The sequence below is a fragment of the Cognatishimia sp. genome (assembly GCF_049116455.1).
Lineage (GTDB): Bacteria > Pseudomonadota > Alphaproteobacteria > Rhodobacterales > Rhodobacteraceae > Cognatishimia.
Map to the genome: position 1 here is coordinate 326,890 of NZ_JAGDYW010000001.1, position 16,660 is coordinate 343,549.

Annotated in this window: 16 protein-coding genes; 4 read left to right on the forward strand and 12 right to left on the reverse strand. The window is 54.3% G+C overall.

Annotated elements, in window-relative coordinates:
- Nucleotides 1–39: 39 nt before the first annotated feature.
- Genes JXQ85_RS01645 through JXQ85_RS01655 form a run of 3 tightly spaced genes read left to right on the forward strand, consistent with a single transcriptional unit; the run spans nt 40 to nt 2,317 of the window.
- Nucleotides 40–693 (forward strand): Tim44/TimA family putative adaptor protein, encoded by a 654-nt coding sequence (locus JXQ85_RS01645; RefSeq protein WP_421747109.1) that lies wholly within the window; start codon nt 40–42, stop codon nt 691–693.
- The gene (locus JXQ85_RS01650) at nt 690–1,727 is read left to right on the forward strand and encodes a murein transglycosylase A (protein ID WP_421747110.1); all 1,038 of its coding nucleotides are present in this window, start codon (nt 690–692) and stop codon (nt 1,725–1,727) included. Before JXQ85_RS01645 ends, JXQ85_RS01650 begins: the two co-directional genes overlap by 4 nt.
- Entirely contained in the window at nt 1,724–2,317 is a 594-nt protein-coding gene (locus tag JXQ85_RS01655; RefSeq protein WP_421747111.1) for a Smr/MutS family protein, read from the forward strand. The genes JXQ85_RS01650 and JXQ85_RS01655 overlap by 4 nt, the downstream gene beginning before the upstream one ends.
- Before the next feature lie 7 nt (nt 2,318–2,324).
- On the opposite strand, the gene JXQ85_RS01660 is transcribed toward JXQ85_RS01655, so the two are convergent.
- The 4 genes from JXQ85_RS01660 to hslV all read right to left on the reverse strand — a co-directional run bounded on the left by JXQ85_RS01660 (nt 2,325) and on the right by hslV (nt 6,441).
- Entirely contained in the window at nt 2,325–3,446 is a 1,122-nt protein-coding gene (locus JXQ85_RS01660; RefSeq protein WP_421747112.1) for an alpha/beta hydrolase, read from the reverse strand.
- A gap of 65 nt (nt 3,447–3,511) precedes the next feature.
- Nucleotides 3,512–4,819 carry an ATP-dependent protease ATPase subunit HslU gene (gene hslU, locus JXQ85_RS01665; RefSeq protein WP_421747113.1) on the reverse strand — a complete coding sequence of 436 codons (1,308 nt, stop codon included), beginning with the start codon at nt 4,817–4,819 and terminating at the stop codon, nt 3,512–3,514.
- A 12-nt stretch (nt 4,820–4,831) separates the two neighbouring features.
- Complete coding sequence (locus JXQ85_RS01670; RefSeq protein WP_421747114.1) at nt 4,832–5,887, reverse strand: hypothetical protein; 1,056 nt, start codon at nt 5,885–5,887, stop codon at nt 4,832–4,834.
- The gene (hslV, locus tag JXQ85_RS01675) at nt 5,884–6,441 is read right to left on the reverse strand and encodes an ATP-dependent protease subunit HslV (RefSeq protein WP_421747115.1); all 558 of its coding nucleotides are present in this window, start codon (nt 6,439–6,441) and stop codon (nt 5,884–5,886) included. The genes JXQ85_RS01670 and hslV overlap by 4 nt, the downstream gene beginning before the upstream one ends.
- 203 nt (nt 6,442–6,644) lie before the next feature.
- Between hslV and JXQ85_RS01680 the strand changes: the two genes are divergently transcribed.
- Nucleotides 6,645–6,836 carry a DUF1127 domain-containing protein gene (locus JXQ85_RS01680; RefSeq protein ID WP_421747116.1) on the forward strand — a complete coding sequence of 64 codons (192 nt, stop codon included), beginning with the start codon at nt 6,645–6,647 and terminating at the stop codon, nt 6,834–6,836.
- 99 nt (nt 6,837–6,935) lie between these two features.
- Here the strand turns inward: JXQ85_RS01680 and JXQ85_RS01685 are convergent, their stop codons facing one another.
- From JXQ85_RS01685 to tsaE, 8 genes are all read right to left on the reverse strand, one after another.
- Entirely contained in the window at nt 6,936–7,304 is a 369-nt protein-coding gene (locus tag JXQ85_RS01685; RefSeq protein WP_421747117.1) for a Lin0512 family protein, read from the reverse strand.
- On the reverse strand, nt 7,301–7,651 hold the full coding sequence (locus JXQ85_RS01690; RefSeq protein WP_421747118.1) for a Lin0512 family protein: 351 nt from the start codon (nt 7,649–7,651) through the stop codon (nt 7,301–7,303). Before JXQ85_RS01690 ends, JXQ85_RS01685 begins: the two co-directional genes overlap by 4 nt.
- A gap of 141 nt (nt 7,652–7,792) precedes the next feature.
- Nucleotides 7,793–8,113, reverse strand: a complete 321-nt coding sequence (trxA, locus tag JXQ85_RS01695) for a thioredoxin (protein ID WP_421747119.1) — start codon at nt 8,111–8,113, stop codon at nt 7,793–7,795.
- A gap of 60 nt (nt 8,114–8,173) precedes the next feature.
- Nucleotides 8,174–11,530 (reverse strand): double-strand break repair helicase AddA, encoded by a 3,357-nt coding sequence (addA, locus tag JXQ85_RS01700; protein WP_421747120.1) that lies wholly within the window; start codon nt 11,528–11,530, stop codon nt 8,174–8,176.
- Nucleotides 11,527–14,460 (reverse strand): double-strand break repair protein AddB, encoded by a 2,934-nt coding sequence (addB, locus tag JXQ85_RS01705; protein ID WP_421747121.1) that lies wholly within the window; start codon nt 14,458–14,460, stop codon nt 11,527–11,529. Before addB ends, addA begins: the two co-directional genes overlap by 4 nt.
- A complete protein-coding gene (locus JXQ85_RS01710; RefSeq protein ID WP_421747122.1) occupies nt 14,453–15,148 on the reverse strand; it encodes a nucleotidyltransferase family protein in 696 nt (231 codons plus the stop codon). The genes addB and JXQ85_RS01710 overlap by 8 nt, the downstream gene beginning before the upstream one ends.
- A complete protein-coding gene (locus JXQ85_RS01715; RefSeq protein WP_421747123.1) occupies nt 15,124–16,146 on the reverse strand; it encodes an aminoglycoside phosphotransferase family protein in 1,023 nt (340 codons plus the stop codon). The genes JXQ85_RS01710 and JXQ85_RS01715 overlap by 25 nt, the downstream gene beginning before the upstream one ends.
- Nucleotides 16,139–16,615: a tRNA (adenosine(37)-N6)-threonylcarbamoyltransferase complex ATPase subunit type 1 TsaE gene (tsaE, locus tag JXQ85_RS01720; RefSeq protein WP_421747124.1), complete on the reverse strand. Its 477-nt coding sequence runs from the start codon at nt 16,613–16,615 to the stop codon at nt 16,139–16,141. Before tsaE ends, JXQ85_RS01715 begins: the two co-directional genes overlap by 8 nt.
- Nucleotides 16,616–16,660: the final 45 nt, after the last annotated feature.

The window sequence follows — 16,660 nt, forward strand, 5'->3', positions numbered from 1 at the left end:
CCAGTACATGTTGATTTCCACGCCTGACACGAGGTTCTTATGAATTCGCCAATTATTCAGCTTTTGGTTCTTGCCGGTATCGCTGTCTTTCTGATCCTGCGGCTGAAAAATGTGCTTGGCACACGTGATGGGTTTGAAGCTCCGCGTGAAGCCGCACCTGCGCAACGTCGCGGTCCAGAACTTGAAGTGATCGAAGGTGGTCCAGATCGGGACATCACGGATCATGTCGAAGAAGGCAGCGCGTCTGCTGAGGCGCTGGGTAAAATGAAAGCCGCAGAGCCGAGTTTCGGCGTCAGTGATTTCCTTGGCGGCGCAAAGGGCGCATACGAGATGATCCTGATGGGTTTCGAAAAAGGCGATCTGTCTGGGGTCAAAAACTTCTTGGCTGATGACGTTTACGAAACCTTCGATCAAGTTGTGAAAGCGCGTGAAGAACAAGGTTTGACCATCGATGCTGAATTCATCGGTGTGCGCGAAACCACTTTGCAGGAAGCGACATTTGATGACGCGACCCACGAGGCTGAGCTGACGGTGAAATTCATCGGCGAGCTAACTTATGTGGTGCGCAATGCAGAAGGCGAAATCGTCGAAGGCAGTGAAACGCAAGTCAAACGTCAGAAAGACGCTTGGACCTTTGCGCGTGTCATGGGTTCTGACGATCCTAACTGGCAGCTTGTTGCCACGGGCGAATGATTGCGGCGCTTCGGGCGGCACTGGTTGCGGGGATTGCAATGATGACAAACATTGCAACCGCCGAAACCTCGTACACGATTTTAGACTATAAAGACCTTGAAGGTTGGGAGCGCGACGATCACCACGCCGCGCTTCGTGTGTTTCAGAATACCTGCCCCGATCTTGACGCGCCCGACTGGCGCGCGATCTGCGCTACAGCACCGACGTTCGGCAACGCCAAGAAGTTCTTTGAACTCTTGTTCCGCCCGGTCCTGATTGAGGATGGGGCTGATGCAAAATTCACAGGTTATTTTGAGCCAGAACTGCAGGGCTCTCGTGTCCCGACTGCCCGGTATCGCTTTCCTGTTTATCGTAAACCGCCTGAGGTGCGACTGGGGCAACGGTTCTTATCGCGGGCAGAGATTGAAAACACCGGTGCGCTTGTGGGCCGTGGGCTGGAAATTGCCTGGGTGGACGACTCGGTAGAGCTGTTTTTCCTGCAAATCCAAGGGTCTGGCCGTATACGTCTGCCAGATGGCAGTGCCATCCGCGTGGGATATGGTGGTGCTAATGGGCACCCATATCGGTCCGTGGGCACAGAATTGGTGCGACGTGGAACCTATGCCAGCCATCAGGTATCAGCCCAAGTCATTCAGAATTGGGTGAAGCGCAATCCGGTCGATGGTGCTGAATTGTTGCGGCACAACCCGTCGTACGTTTTCTTCCGTACTGTGAATCAAGTACCCGCGCACAAAGGGCCTTTGGGGGCGATGAATCGCTCCATCACAACCATGCGCTCAGTGGCGGTTGATCCTGCCTATACGCAGTTGGGGGCCCCGGTTTGGGTGGAAAAGGATGGCGATAACCCCATCCGTCGTTTGATGATTGCGCAGGATACCGGTTCTGCCATCAAAGGCGCGCAACGAGCAGATATTTTCTTTGGTACCGGGGATGAAGCGGGCCGGCAGGCGGGCCGTTTGAGGGATCCGGGGCGCATGATTGTGCTACTTCCCATCCAGCGGGCTTATTCACTTTTGCCTGAGGCTGTGATGTGAAACGCAAAGGCTTAAGTGAAGAAGACAAGGCGTTGTGGAAACAGGTTTCTAAAACCGCAGAGCCTTTGCATCCTCAAAAACGAACCTCAATCGCTCCAGAAGATCGCCCCTTGCCGATGCCAAACCCGGTCATGGTGGAGCCTGCGCGCCTGCAGGCTTTTGAACTGGGTGCGAAGGCCAAGAAAAGCGCCAAGGGCCACGATCTGATGCCGTCAATTTCAGAGCGGGTCGGTCGTCAGCCGGTTCAGATGGATAAGAAGGCTTATAGCCGCATGACCAAGGGCAAACTGGTGCCTGAAGGGCGGATTGATTTGCATGGGATGACCTTGGATCAGGCGCATCCTGCGCTGATTGGCTTTGTGATGCGCTCTTATACCGAAGGTAAGCGGCTGGTTCTGGTGATCACAGGTAAAGGTAAAACCAAACGTGATGACGGCCCAATCCCAGTGCGTCGTGGCGTATTGAAACATCAGGTGCCGCAGTGGCTGCAGATGGCGCCTTTGCGGTCTGTGGTGTTGCAGGTGCGTGAAGCGCATCTGAAACACGGTGGCTCTGGCGCATATTACGTCTATCTGCGCCGGGGGATGTAATCTGGAATTAAGCCGGGCCTTTGATGGGCGCGAGGCGCCATAGAATGGCCCGCCCCTTGGTTTCTTTTGTGACGGCAATCTTTTTAGAACCAGCTTTTAAGATCAAAGATGTACCGGTGTCCGCTGTCAGCAAGTGTTGAACCCCACCACTTGTGATGAAATCCAATAGCGCTGGAGACGTCGCGATGGCGAAATGGTCCGTGTTTCGATCATCGCCAAAGGCCGAGATATCGAATACCAAAATCTGGTGATCGGCGAGCGCAGCAATATCGCTGTCATTGCCCAAACGACTTGGTCGGCCACTGATGAGGCCTGAAAGCCGTAGGGCTGCATCTCTCTCCGATACAAAAAGCAAGAAGGGTTGAGGCAAGGATTGCAGCTTGGTCAACTGGCTGTTGAAAACATCAATGTCGATATCAGGCACGATCAGCGCAACGCCAAATAGGTTCTTTGCCGCCCAGCCGGGTTGCCCGATGTCGAGCTGTCGTAAAGCTTCCATCGATAGCAAGGCCCCCATTGAGTGGGCCAGTAGGAATGGTTTGGCGCGGGTGCCTTTGCGCGTTGATTCTAGCGTCTCCACCAAGGCGTCGCGGCTAAATAATGCGCTGTCTCGGTCGTGCCCATATCCGACAACAGTTGCAGCGCTAGGCCATGCGAAATTCACCTGAACGTCAAAGGCATCGGCATCGTGCAGCATCTGGGCCTGCCGATAGAGCGCTTCGGAATAGCTGTTGTTAAAACCGTGTACAAATACCATGGCCCGACGGTCATCTAGGCTGCGCCCTTTCGTGTGCCGGGCTAATGCGTTTTCAAATCCGGTGTCATTTTTAAGATCATGGAGTGCTGCGATTGAAAAATGGGTCTGCGGATCTGGTTTTTTGTGTTTGATGCTTAATTGGCCCCGCACGTGGTCTTTTGGAACAACCACTGTGGCTTGCTGATAAGCAACATCGAATGACCGGGATTTGCCATAACCATGCGCGTTGGATTTGGGTTGGCGATTGGTTGCGACAAAGATTTGATGGGGCGTTCCGACGTGAACGGCTTCTGGTCCAAGGATCAATTGTTCCCGATCAGCACAGGCCGTCAAACAGAGCGAAATGAAAACGCCTAAAATCCAATTTCGCATCACAACATACCAATACATACCCTAGCTGGACTATCTGCAGCTAGGGTATTTAAGGCAAGAAGAAGTTAGAGCACGTAGCGTGAAACATCTGTGGATTTTGACAATTCACCTAGATGCTTTTCAACGAATTCCGCATTCACGGCGATATCGGTGCCGGCTTGGTCAGGTGCGGTAAAGCTGAGGTCTTCAAAGACCCTCTCTATCACGGTGTACAAACGGCGCGCGCCGATGTTTTCGACCGATTGGTTCACCTCTGCCGCGATTTTTGCCAGTGCCGCGATGCCGTCATCGGTGAAGGTCACTGTGACTTCTTCGGTTGCCATCAAGGCGGAATATTGAAGGGTCAGCGCGTTATCGGTTTCCGTCAGGATACGCACGAAGTCATCTTCGGTGAGCGCGCGCAACTCGACGCGGATCGGCAGTCGACCTTGGAGTTCCGGCAAAAGGTCAGATGGCTTGGCGATATGAAACGCACCCGACGCAATGAACAGGATGTGGTCGGTTTTCACTGGGCCATGTTTCGTACTGACAGTTGTTCCTTCGATCAGTGGAAGCAGGTCACGCTGCACACCTTCGCGAGATACATCACCGCCACGCGCATCCGAGCGGGCGCAGACCTTGTCGATCTCGTCCAGGAATACGATGCCGTTTTGTTCAACAGCTTCCAAAGCTGCCTTATTGACGGTTTCATCATCCAGCAGTTTATCGGCTTCTTCGCCGATCAACACATCGTAGCTTTCAGCAACAGAAAGGCGTTTTTTCGTGGTGCGACCACCCATGGCTTTGCCAAAGATATCACCTAGGTTCATCATGCCCATCTGGCCACCTGGTTGACCCGGAATATCAAACATTGGCAGCGGGTTAGACGTATCAGAGACCTCTAGATCGATCATTGTATCGTCGAGCTCACCTGCATGAAGTTTCTTGCGGAACATTTCACGCGTGCCTTCGCGTGCGTCTTCGCCTGCAATGGCGGTGATCACGCGCTCTTCGGCCGCGTTTTGGGCGTTGGCTTTGACCTCATCGCGCATCAACTCGCGGGTCTGGATGATGGCGGCATCCACCAGATCGCGCACAATCTGTTCAACGTCGCGGCCGACGTATCCGACCTCGGTGAATTTGGTGGCTTCAACTTTGATGAACGGTGCTTTGGCGAGCTTTGCCAGGCGGCGTGAAATCTCGGTTTTACCAACACCTGTCGGCCCGATCATCAGGATGTTCTTTGGATAGACTTCATCGCGCAGATCATCGGTCAGTTGCTTACGCCGCCAGCGGTTGCGCAGCGCCACGGCAACGGCGCGTTTGGCGTCGTTTTGGCCGATGATAAAACGATCTAATTCAGAGACGATTTCGCGAGGGGTCAGGTCTGTCATGGGTATCCGTACTTAATGGGCAGGTGGCAGCCGCTTAAGCGGCAGAACACCTGAGAATGTTTTTAGAAGCGCAGCGCGGATGCGGGCCCAGAAGGCCCCCAGCGCCACAAGGAAGATGCCAAGCAGCAGGATCGATAGGCCCGCGCTGTCACCGTCAAAGACAGTGAAGGTCAAGGCCACGACATAGCCGATGGCGGTGATCAGGAAGGACCGGCGATCGATGATGATCGCGATCAGAGCGAAGGTCAGTAGAACGACCAGAAGAACAGCGTTGCTTTCGCTTTCCATCAGCGCCAGCGCGATGGTGTTGACCAAAGCAGGTGCTGCCACAACGTGCAGCCAGAACCCCTGCGCAGACCGACGGGTCACGCGGTGTGGATCCGACATGTCAAAAATCATGGCCACAACAAAAACCGCAAGACCAACAGCCAGGGTGATCCAAGCAAATGGCCCCTGCGCACTGAGGCGGAAAATATCGGTGATATCAGCCGGCGTGCCTGCACTGTTCGCCCCGATGATCATCGCGAGACCAAACATGCCAAGCGCAATCAAGGCCATGGCAAAAGGCACACGGAACCGCCACCAATAGATCGTCAAAGCAGCAACGCTTGCACCCATTGCCATGGGCAAAGAAGAAAAATCTTCCTGTGCCACCATAAAAGGTTCCGCGAAATAGGCGGCGCAGCCAGCAACGGCGTTACCAGCGAACATGATTGATAAGGCAATCGCCGGGGCAACCATGCGTCGGATGCGGATGAAATATTCTGAGATGCCCCACAGCACCCCTGCCCCGATCAAGGTCGCAGTCAGGATATGGGATTGGTAGTTCACGATCTCAGTCGCCATGGTCACGGAGTTCACTGTGACCCAGCCCGCGGCAAGGATCACCAAACCAACGACAATGAAAATCTCGTTGAAGCCTTTGAACAATTCAAACGGCTCGTCTCCGGGATCAAGCCCTTCGCGTGCTCCCCTTCGGCTATCGGCCAAAGCGCGCAGCGACACAGCTTGGGCTTCGGTCAACAGACCAGACCCAACAGCTGCCCGGAGATCATCAGGTGCGATCATGCAGAGATCTTTTCCACCGTCAGACGGCCATTTGTGTAGACGCAGATATCAGCGGCAATCGCCATGGCATCGCGTGCGATGGTTTCGGCGTCTTTGTCGCTGTCCATCATGCCGCGTGCGGCTGCGAGGGCGAAGTTGCCACCCGAGCCAATCGCGGTCACGTCATGTTCAGGTTCCAAGACATCCCCTGCCCCGGTGATGACAAAGATGTCTTTGCCATCGGTTACGATCAGCATCGCTTCAAGTTTCTGCAGGTATTTGTCGGTGCGCCAGTCTTTAGCCAGCTCGACCGATGCGCGCGCCAGTTGGCCCGGCGTGGCCTCGAGTTTGACCTCAAGCCGTTCCAGCAAGGTAAACGCATCTGCCGTAGAGCCAGCGAAACCAGCCACAACTTCGTGCCCACCTGGCTTCAAGCGACGCACCTTGCGCGCGCTACCTTTGATCACCGTTTGGCCAAGGCTCACCTGCCCGTCACCTGCGATGACAACTTCGTCGCCTTTTTTGACGCCGATGATCGTCGTGCCGTGCCAACCTGGGAATGAGTCTTCTGCCATGGGGATCTCCGTAATTTCGTCCACATTATATGGGCCGCTGGCAGGCGAGGTGCAAGACAAAGCCCGCGTTTTCAAATCGCCTAAAAGATATGCACAAAACGCAAGGCGGACATTTGCGATGGGCATTTGTCAGACTCAGGCCCTCGTCCTAGTTAGGCGCTACAACCGACGCTGTGTCGGCTGACGCACAAAGGACATGACATATGGCTACTCAAGCTATCGCCGCTCACGCGCCTTTCGGAGCTGTCAACGCACTCCGGGAGTACAACCTTGCCTCCGAAATCTTCGCAGGCATCGTTACATGGTACCAAAAGCATAAGACACGTCAGGAGCTGATTAAGCTGACAGACGCGCAGTTGGATGACATCGGTCTGGCACGTAAAGACCTGATCTAAATCGATCTGAAGTTTCGATCCTTCGTCGTGAGACGCCGGATCAACGGAAAGCCGCTCTTACCCCTCAAGAGCGGCTTTCCACTATTTAAGGCCTATGGATTAGTCTTCAGACAGCGCCCATTTCCCGGTTTGATCCGGTACAAAGGCTTCGATCGCCGCGGTTGCAATCACATGGCACGTGCCGGTTTCGTCGTGATCGACATTCAGCCCTCCTTTGACGGCTGTGACCTCGGCAACCCCGCGCGGCAATTCTTGTGCCACAGCTTCACAATCCACATTCTCAGGCTCGGCAACCCCAATGGTCACCTTCACGCTCATCTCCAGATGATCCATGCCAATGCTTGGGAATAACGTAATGGACGAGTGATGCAGGGCGTCTTGGACGGCGCGTTTGGCCGCTTTGGTGTAATCCTTGCCGTACAGATCGTTGCCGGTGCCCATTTCGAGAATGATACGTTTCTTGCTCATTGCGCTGGCTCCATATCAAAGGACACGATAATAGCGGCATTGGCGATCACGGTATGGCCGTCCCGATGCTGGGCATCTACGTCAAGCCCGCCTTCTTCCACCGTGATATTTGGCTGTCCATATGGGAAAATCTTTTCCAGTTCGGTCACGTCCACCTGTTCTGGCTTGGCACAGCCGATCTTGGCATCGATGATCATGGCGCTTTTTTCAAAACCGAACAGTTCCGCCATATTGATCGAGTTATGCCACAGCGCGTCTTTGAGGGCGCGACTCGCAGCTTGGGTGTAATCTTCGCGGCGCAGGGATGTGCCCATCCCGAATTCGACCAGCACACGTTTTTTGGCCATTGGGGTTCCTTTCTGAAGTTGCCGCCAGACTGGGCAAAGGCGTTGTGAAAGGAAAGAGGCCAAATGGACGCTTTGTTAGGTCCAAAAGAAAATGGCGCCCCGATATGGGACGCCACTTTTAAATTCGAATGATCATTCAGATCAGATGGATTCGTCGATCCAGCTTTGTAGGGCTGCCTTTGGCGCTGCACCGGCGCGGTTGGACACAACCTGACCGTCTTTGAAAACGAAAAGTGCAGGGATACCGCGCACGCCCATCGCTGCTGCCGCGTTTGGATTGGAGTCGACGTCGACTTTCACAATCTTAACTTTGCCTTCGTAGTCAGCGGACAGCTCTTCAAGCGCTGGGCCGATTTGTTTACATGGGCCACACCATTCTGCCCAGAAGTCTACAACAACTGGGATATCGGAATTTTTGACTTCGGCGTCAAAAGTGGCATCGGTGACAGCAACAGTTGCCATGTGAGTCTCCTAAGGAAGAAATTGGGTCGGTCATGAACCTAGGTACCCGATGTTGTGTCGTCAAGCGCGATACACGTTTCCGAGAGCTTCTGTGATCAGCCCGTCCGGCAATGGCATCAATTGTCCCGTTTTTGTCCAAAGCAGCGCGGTTTTGATGACCCTGTCCGGGTAGATTTGTTTCAAAGCATGGGCATAGGCCCCCATTTGACGCAACAGGCCTTCAGGGGTTTTCGCAATCTTTTCTGGGACAACCGCATTGGTTTTGAAATCAACAGCCAGAACCTCTGTGTCACTGACAATAAGGCGATCAATGGTGCCGTGCAGTTTTTGGTCGCCCAAATTTGCGGTCAGAGAGACCTCGGCCAAAGTGTCAGCCGCAAAGAGATGCTTGAGTTTCGGCGCGGTCAAAACTTGCGCTGCCTCTGCAAGTAGGTCATTCCAGGCCTCTGCCCCCTCCCCGGCGTTTTCCAGAACGCGTGGTGCCAGTTCTGGCCAGTTATTTTCGGGCTCATCAACCAAATGTTCCAATAATAGGTGAATTTGACGACCGCGTTTTTTGGCTTCTTCTTCGTCCAAGCCGGCCTCGCCCGGCAAGGCTTTGGCACCACCTAGGTCCGACGGGCTAAGCGCTGGATCAGAAGCCACCGCCTTGGGAGCGACGGATTTGAAATGGGCTGGCAGATCAGGAGTTATGGTTTCGGCTCTGGCTTCTTCTGCAATCAGGTTGCCTGACCAATCACCGTGCTCAAACCGCAACCCCAGCCCTCCGGCAAAGGCTTGCGGTTCAGCGTGCAGGTGTTTCATGCCTGACTCAATTGTTTGATACCAAGTGTCGCCAGACTTATCCAAATCGCCCGCCGCGGCCACGATCAGCCATTTCTCGGCCCGTGTCATCGCCACGTAAAGCAACCGCATTCGCTCTTCGCGCTGGGCGTCAGCCTTAGCTTCGCGCGCCGTGCGCACCGCATCAGGCGCCGTTGCGCCACCTGAATTCCAAAGCGCCACATCTTCACTGTGCACAATCTGGTCCGTCATCCGCAGCAACCGTTTGCCGGTGTCTGGCATGATCACAATCGGCGCTTCCAGCCCTTTAGAGCCATGCACCGTCATCACCCGGATCTGATCGCTGGCGCTGTCCATCTGGCGTTTGATTTCCAGATCGTCGGTTTCCATCCAGACAAGGAAACCGGTTAGACTGGGTACCGCACTGCGTTCATAGGCAAGCGCCTGCGATAACAACGCATTGATCCCGTCCTCGGCTTCATTTCCCAGTCGCGCCAGCAATTTCCGGCGGCCATCATGGCGGGTCAAAATACGCTCGATCAAATCGTAAGGGCGTAAAAAGTCCGTCTGCCCCATCAGATCGCCAAGGAAAGCCATGGTTTTGGGGAATTCCTCGCCTCGACTGCGCAGGGCTTGCCATAGGAATGGCGTTGTGCGGCGGTGGGCAAGATCAAACAGTTGCTGTTCACTCCAGCCAAGCAAGGGTGATCTAAGGACTGTCGCCAAAGACAGGCTGTCTTCGGGTGTACCGAGGAATTTCAGCAGCGCTTCAAGGTCTTTCACAGCCATTTCTGCGCCGACTTTCAGGCGGTCAGCCCCCGCAATGGGTAGTTTCGCGACCTTACAAGCACGGATGATTTCTTGGAACAAATCAGAGCGACGTTGCACCAGAATCAGGAAATCACCGGCTCTTACTGGACGCTGTGAATAGATCCCGTTTTCACCCTTTTTGGCAGGAATAGAGACTTTTTCCCGGATCATGCGCTCGATTTCCCAGGCGATGTTTTGGGCTAATTGTACTGTATGGTGCGTGTCACTTAGCCGGTCCACAGGATCGAACCACTCGCCCTCTTCCGGCGTTTCGGTTTTCTCAACCGCCGGCCAAAGGTCCACGCGCCCAGGCAGGTCATTGTTAAAGGCGATGTGTTTTTCAAATGCGGTGCTTGGTTGGACTTCGAAACATGCATCGACAACGCTCAAAACCGCATCAGACGAGCGGAAGGAATATTCCAGCTCGAGGTTTTGTAGCGGCGTTTCGGACGCTTGAAGCCGCTCACCAAATTCTGCACGCATGCGGTCAAATTCAACCGGGTCAGCCCCTTGGAAGCTGTAAATCGACTGTTTTTTATCCCCGACAACAAAGATCGTGCGCTGAGTATCGCCCCGCGCGCCAGTGCCAGACGTGAACTCCTGCGCCAATCGCTCGATCACCTGCCACTGAACAGGGCTTGTGTCTTGCGCCTCGTCCACAAGGATGTGGTCGATGCCGCCATCAAGACGGTAGAGCACCCATTGCGCCACGTTGGGGTTGGACAACAGGTTCCGCGCCCGTAAAATTAGGTCATCAAAATCGAGCCAGCCCAGACGTTGCTTGTTGGCCTTATAATGTTCCAAAAACCGGTGGGCAAAGGCCCAAAGCGCAAGGCTGCGGCGGGCATTTGCCAGCGCAAGCCGGTCGTTGCGCGCGTCCTCGACACGCATCATAAATTTGTCCAACCGCGCAACCAGATCTGGGTGATCCTTTTGCAGTCTCTTGGTTGGAAAAGACCCTATCTTGGCTGAAAATGGCTCTTTTGCCTTCTCTCCGGTCAGAAATATTCCTTCAAGGTCGGGCAAAGAATCGTAGCCAATTGAAGGTAGTGCCGCGAGTTTCACCGCAGCTTTGTTGTCATTCGCTCCGCCCGTTTTCAGAACCTCGATCAAAGCTGAAATCAAATCTGCTTCGTCGCCCAAAAACACTGATTGCGCGATGTTTTCTTCGCTGGTTGCGGGTTTAAGCCCAAGCACTTCATATAACCGCTCACTGGCCACGGGTTGATCATAGCTGCTTGCAGATCGCACGATGTCAGTAGTTAACATTTCAAAGCTATCGCCGGTGAAATGCCGCGCCATATCGGTGATCAGATGCGCATCTTCGCCATCTGCCATCTGATCGACAATTTCTTCGCGCAGGAGCGCAGCCGAACGATCTTCCATCTCTTTGAATAATGGACTGACGCCAGCCTCGAGTGGGAAGCGTCGCAAAAGAGACGAGCAAAACGAGTGAATGGTTTGAATTTTCAAACCACCTGGTGTTTCGATCGCACGGGCAAAAAGCGTGCGCGCGTCATTCAAACGAGAGGTATCAACCGCCCCTTCCACACCCAGCTCCAGCAGCTCGGCTTTTAGGGCCGCATCGTCGCGCATGGCCCAAGAACCAAGTCGTTTGAACAGCCGGTTTTGCATCTCTGACGCTGCTGCTTTGGTGTATGTCAGACATAGGATATGTTGTGGTTGTACGCCTTCCAAAAGCAAACGTGCCACGCGGTCGGTTAATACGCGGGTTTTGCCAGACCCAGCGTTGGCTGATAGCCAAGTCGAAGCATCCGGGCGAGCGGCTTGAACCTGGCGTTCGGTTGCATCGTTGCGCTTCATACCAGATCCTCCGACGTGGGCTCTTCGGTCACGTCCCATTCGCCAAATCGTGCAAGCTGGTCGTAATCGCTGTGGTCCGTGTCCTTGCGCAAAGCACGGCGCGAGGTAAAGCCTTGGTCGGCATCCAGATAGCGCGTGATCAGCTGTTCAAATTCTGCCCAAACCTGTGCCGTTGGCATTTCAATCAGCGGCGCGGCTACGGTTTTTGGATTGTTGGAAAGGCCAATATAGATCGCCTCGGCAACTTCGGCCGGGTCGATGTCTCGGAAACCGTCTTTTTCTGCCATGGCTGCTTCAAGCAGCAATTGCTTGTCAAAGTATCGCTGTTCAGCAGGCGTTGGCGGGGAGCCGGTTTTGTAGTCATAAATCACCAGATCACCGGTTTTAGTGCGGTCAATCCGGTCAGCCGTCCCGGTGAGCGTAAATCCGAGCTGTGGAATGTCGGTTTTGGCTGATGTTTCAAACCCGATCGGTTTGCCGCGGTTTTGGCGGGCATTTTCGTCGGCAACAAATTGATCTGAAATGCGATCAATTCGCGCTTTCCACAGGCTGCGCGCTGTGGCCCAAGGGACATTTTGGGCCAGTATAGTCTCTGATATGTTGACTAAATGCGCGCGCGTCAGCAGGTTCCGATCTTTGCTGACGTCTTTGATGAACTCTTCCAGGACTTCATGGATCACAATACCTCGCAACAGCGCATCTGGTGTGCGCATCAACGGATCCATCGGGCGCAAGCGCAAGGTGTGGCGCGCATAAATCGCATAGGGATCGCGGATCAGTTTTTTGATCTCGGTGACTGAAAGCTTGGATGGGCGCGACGCAACAGGTGGTTTCGGCGAAGGGCGTTTGGCAGCCGGAACCGTTGTAACCGTTTCCAAAGCGCGGGACATATCCAGCCATGTTTGGCCGCGTTGCCGCATGCCTAGTAAAGCCATCGGGCCACCTTGTTCTGGTAGTCCATCCAATAGGTTGGTCAGCCGGTTGATCCAGCGCGATGGCACGGTTTCGGCGTCATCTGAACGGATCGAGCGCGTCAGCCAGACTTCTTTGGAGCCAACGGCTTGCTGAAAATCATGGGCAGATAGGCCAATGCGGCGCTCGGGCAGTAAAAGACCTGCATCATGGCGCATTTTGCGATTGAGCCATGGATCAGGCTTAGCATTTTCTGGCCAGCTGCCTTCGTTCAAGCCACCGAGGATTGTCAGCTCAGCCCCCTGAACGCGTGCTTCCAACGTCCCCCAGATCAGAATGTTGGGATGCGGGGCGTCACGATCACGCACTTCGCCCTGAGACAGCACGGCTCCAAAAAGATCGTTGTAGTCAGCAGCACTGATTTCGCCCGCGTGAGGCGCGTTTTCGCGCAGATTTTCGATGATCCGAACAGCTTCGCGACCCGCTTTTTCATCCCATAACCCACCGGTGCCATCCGCATCAACGCTGCCGCGTGCGATGGATTCAGACAGGGCCAAATGCGTTTCCAGGCGTGTTTCAAAGGGCAGGGAACTTGGCTGCTCTTGATTACAAAACGTTGTTGTTAACCAGCTGCCCCAAGCCTCAGCAACATCGATGGTTTTGCTCCAGGCAGACAAGATATCGGGTTCGGGAAAAGTGATACCTTTGCGGCGAAGATAGAGTTCCAGCTCGCGGGTGAAACGCAGATGATGGTTCCGATCCGTGCCAGAGTGAGTTAGCGGATGTTTCAGCAGGGTTAAGAGGGATTCCGATGTGAGCGGACGAAAGTACAGCGCTGCTACGTGGCGCAGGAATCGGCCCGGAGGCGATAATTGTAGCGGCGTACCAGCGGAATCGTCGGGCAGGATATCCCACCGATCCAGCGCGGCCGTGACTTGCCGGGTCAGCATCCGATCAGGCGTGATCAGTGCAGCGGTTTGCCCGTCTTCGGCAGCTTGTCGTAGACGCATAGCGATCGCCAAAGCCTCTTCGCGCATGGAGGGTGCTTCTAGCAATGTAACGTCTTGTGTGGCTTGATCCAGATTGGATAGATTTGGGCCTTCGCGGCGCCATTGATCCGTGACGGGTGCAGGTCGAAGAGCAAGTGAAATCAGAGTGTTACGCGCGGGACAGGGTGCGGTTTCAGCGGTCCATTCAGCCACGTCATCTGAGGTCAGATCAAGTTCGGACAGGATTTTCTGGAACCGATATTGTGGGTGATCTTCGGCGGTTAAGGCGTCAGACAGCGCGGACCAAACTGATTTTGGTGTATCAAAATCAAATCCCGGAAGAATTAGCGCACCTTGGGGTAATTTGGCGACCGCCTGCATCAACAGCATAGTTGTGCCGCGTGATCCAGTGGAGCCCGCCAAGATCACAGGATGTTGCGGCGGATTATGCTGCCATTCTTCGGAAAGGCGTTGGATCACCATGCGCTGACGGGTTTCGCTGTCAGGTGCTTGATCGACAGTTTCAAGGAAACTACGGGCAATGCCAAAAAACGCCTGCGCGCGCTCCCAATGGCCAGACTGGTCAGAAACATCCAGCGCTTCGATCGTGTCAGGGGACACGCCTTCGCCGCTCATCTCATCCATAAGGCCGGCAAGACTATCGGCCAGATCATAAAGTGAAGCTCGCGGCGCAAGGTCGGGTTGCTGTTCTAGCAGGCGCGAGATCAGTTGGATCAGCTCGAACCGCCGACGTAGTGGGTTCACGGCCGCTGGAATCTCTTTGTGGGCGAGGGTCTTACCGACGTGTGACAGCAAATCAATGCGTGGCATTAGCGTGGCGGGGCCTGCATCGGCGATCATGCGCATGCGGCGCGCCATGCGTTGGGTGTTCACGATGATCTGGACCTGTGCCATGGCTTCGGGCGACTGATCATCCATCCTTGTGCGAAGCCCATTCCAGAGCGCCTGTGGGAAATCAATACCCGGCGCAATGCCGTATACGCGGGGCTTTATGGCGGGTTTAAACATCGTCACCCCGTAGCATGTTTTCAGCAAGCCTAATGCCCTCAGGGTGGCCAACGTCGCACCATTTTCCCGGATATCTGAGGCCAAAGAGGCGGTCATCTTTTAGCAATTGGTTCCAGATCACATTCAAGGAAAAAACCTTCTCAGGCGTAGCTGCAATAAGATCGGTTTTCAGAATTTGAATACCGCTATAGACCACATCGCCGGGGCCTCGGGTCAAAGCACCATTTTTTTCAATAACAAAGTCGCCTTTGCCGGTATGCCCAAGGCAGTTCTGTAGCGGGACACAGACTAAAAGAGCATCCATCCTGTCCGGGCTCCAAGCGTCAAGCGCCATTTCAAATGGGTTTGGACCCTTCCAGACCGCATCTGTGTTTGATGTCACGACAGGCTCAGATCCAAGCAAGGGAAGGGCGTTTTTCAAGCCCCCGCCGGTTTCCAGAACGTCCGGTGTTTCATGCAGGGTTTGCACATTGCGTGGAGCAAGGTGGGTTTCCAGTACCTCTGGTAGGTAATGCAAATTGGCGATGGTTCGGTCGAACCTGCTGGTTTGTGCGAGGTCCAATGTGTGGTCGATTAGCGGCTTGCCGGCAACTTCAATCATTGGCTTGGGTTGATGGGCTGTGAGGGCACCCATGCGCGTGCCAAAGCCCGCCGCGAATAGCATCAAAGCGTTGGGACGGTGCCGCATTGGTCTCTCAAACTTTGTAGAATTTCAGGGGTGGGGGCAGGGAGGTCTGTGGCGATTAAATCACGGACTCGTGCGGACACTGAATGGGCCAGATCGCGTTCGATGAAGCCCCAGACGCGAGGGATGAAATCGACGTAATGGGGTTTGTTGAAATGCATGGAGAGGCGGGCAAAAATGCCGAGGATACGTAGGTTTCGCTGCAGGCCAAGAAGATGATACGCGGCATCGAAGTCATCTGCGTTTTGCCCAGTTTGCTGGATGTAATACGCGATCATTTCGCGCTCGATATCTGGCGAAACATCGCGCCGCGCGTCTTGCAGCATAGACACCAGATCATAAGCGCGGTGGCCAGACATGGCATCCTGGAAGTCCAGTAGACCAACGCGCGCTTGGCCGTTGCGATCTGGTAGCCACAAAAGGTTTTCAGCGTGGTAATCTCGTTGGATCAAAACATCACACTCTGGAACGTTCTGGGCCAGAATAGTTTCGAATTTGCTTTCGAAATTTTGCGCTGATTGTTCAAATTCTAGCCCGCAGCCACGGCGATACCAGCGCCAAGCATGGGCGGCCATTTCTGCCATAACTTTTGGCGAATAAGAGAGCAAATCGGATGGTGCTGGCGCTTGGTGTAACGTGACCAGCACATCGGCTGCGGCTTGATAGAGCTGAGTTTCCAAAGACGGATCCGCTTGAACCACACGTGCAAACAAATCGTCGCCTAAGTCTTCCAAGATCAGAAACCCATTTGCAGCGTCTTCAGCGAGTATTGCTGGCGCAGATAGGTTTAAAGACTGCAGATGACGCGCAATGTTAACGAAGGGGCGGATATCCTCACCCTTGGAGGGTGGTGCATCCATCAAAACGCGCGTCGACCCATCCGCAAGATGAAGCCTTTCATAGCGGCGATTGGAGGCATCTCCTGCGAGGTTTTTACGCTCTACTTCTAAGAAGCCGGAGCTTGCTAGAAATGAAGTCAAAAGCGTCGCGCGATCAGTCACTGAGAGCATCCTTTAGTTTGCTGTCCCACTTTGGATCCGTCCACGCCAGCATCATCTGACGTTGTCCGGTTTCGTCCGTCATTTTAAGCGACATTGATAGGGCGTTTGCTGGGGCAAGCTCCTGTAAGCGGTCGGGCCATTCGACCAAGCAAATCTCGGTTTCGAAAGCATCAATTAGGCCCAGTTCGATCACTTCTTCTGGGCTGCTGAGCCGGTAGAGATCTGAATGCCAAATCTCGCAGGTCGGGCCATCATAGGTCTGTACCAGAGTAAAGGTTGGCGAGGGCACATCTTCTAAACACCCAAGGCAATTCTGGATCAGGTGACGTGAAAAATGGGTTTTGCCAGCGCCAATATCACCGGTCAAAAGTATGGTGTCACCAATCGCAATTACCCGCGCGAAACGAGCCGCAAAATCTGCGGTTTCTTCGGGGGAATTCAATAGGATTTCGCGGTACTGCTCTGCCATGTATCGAGGATACAAGCCCGGAGCACAGCTGCAAGCCAGAACCGT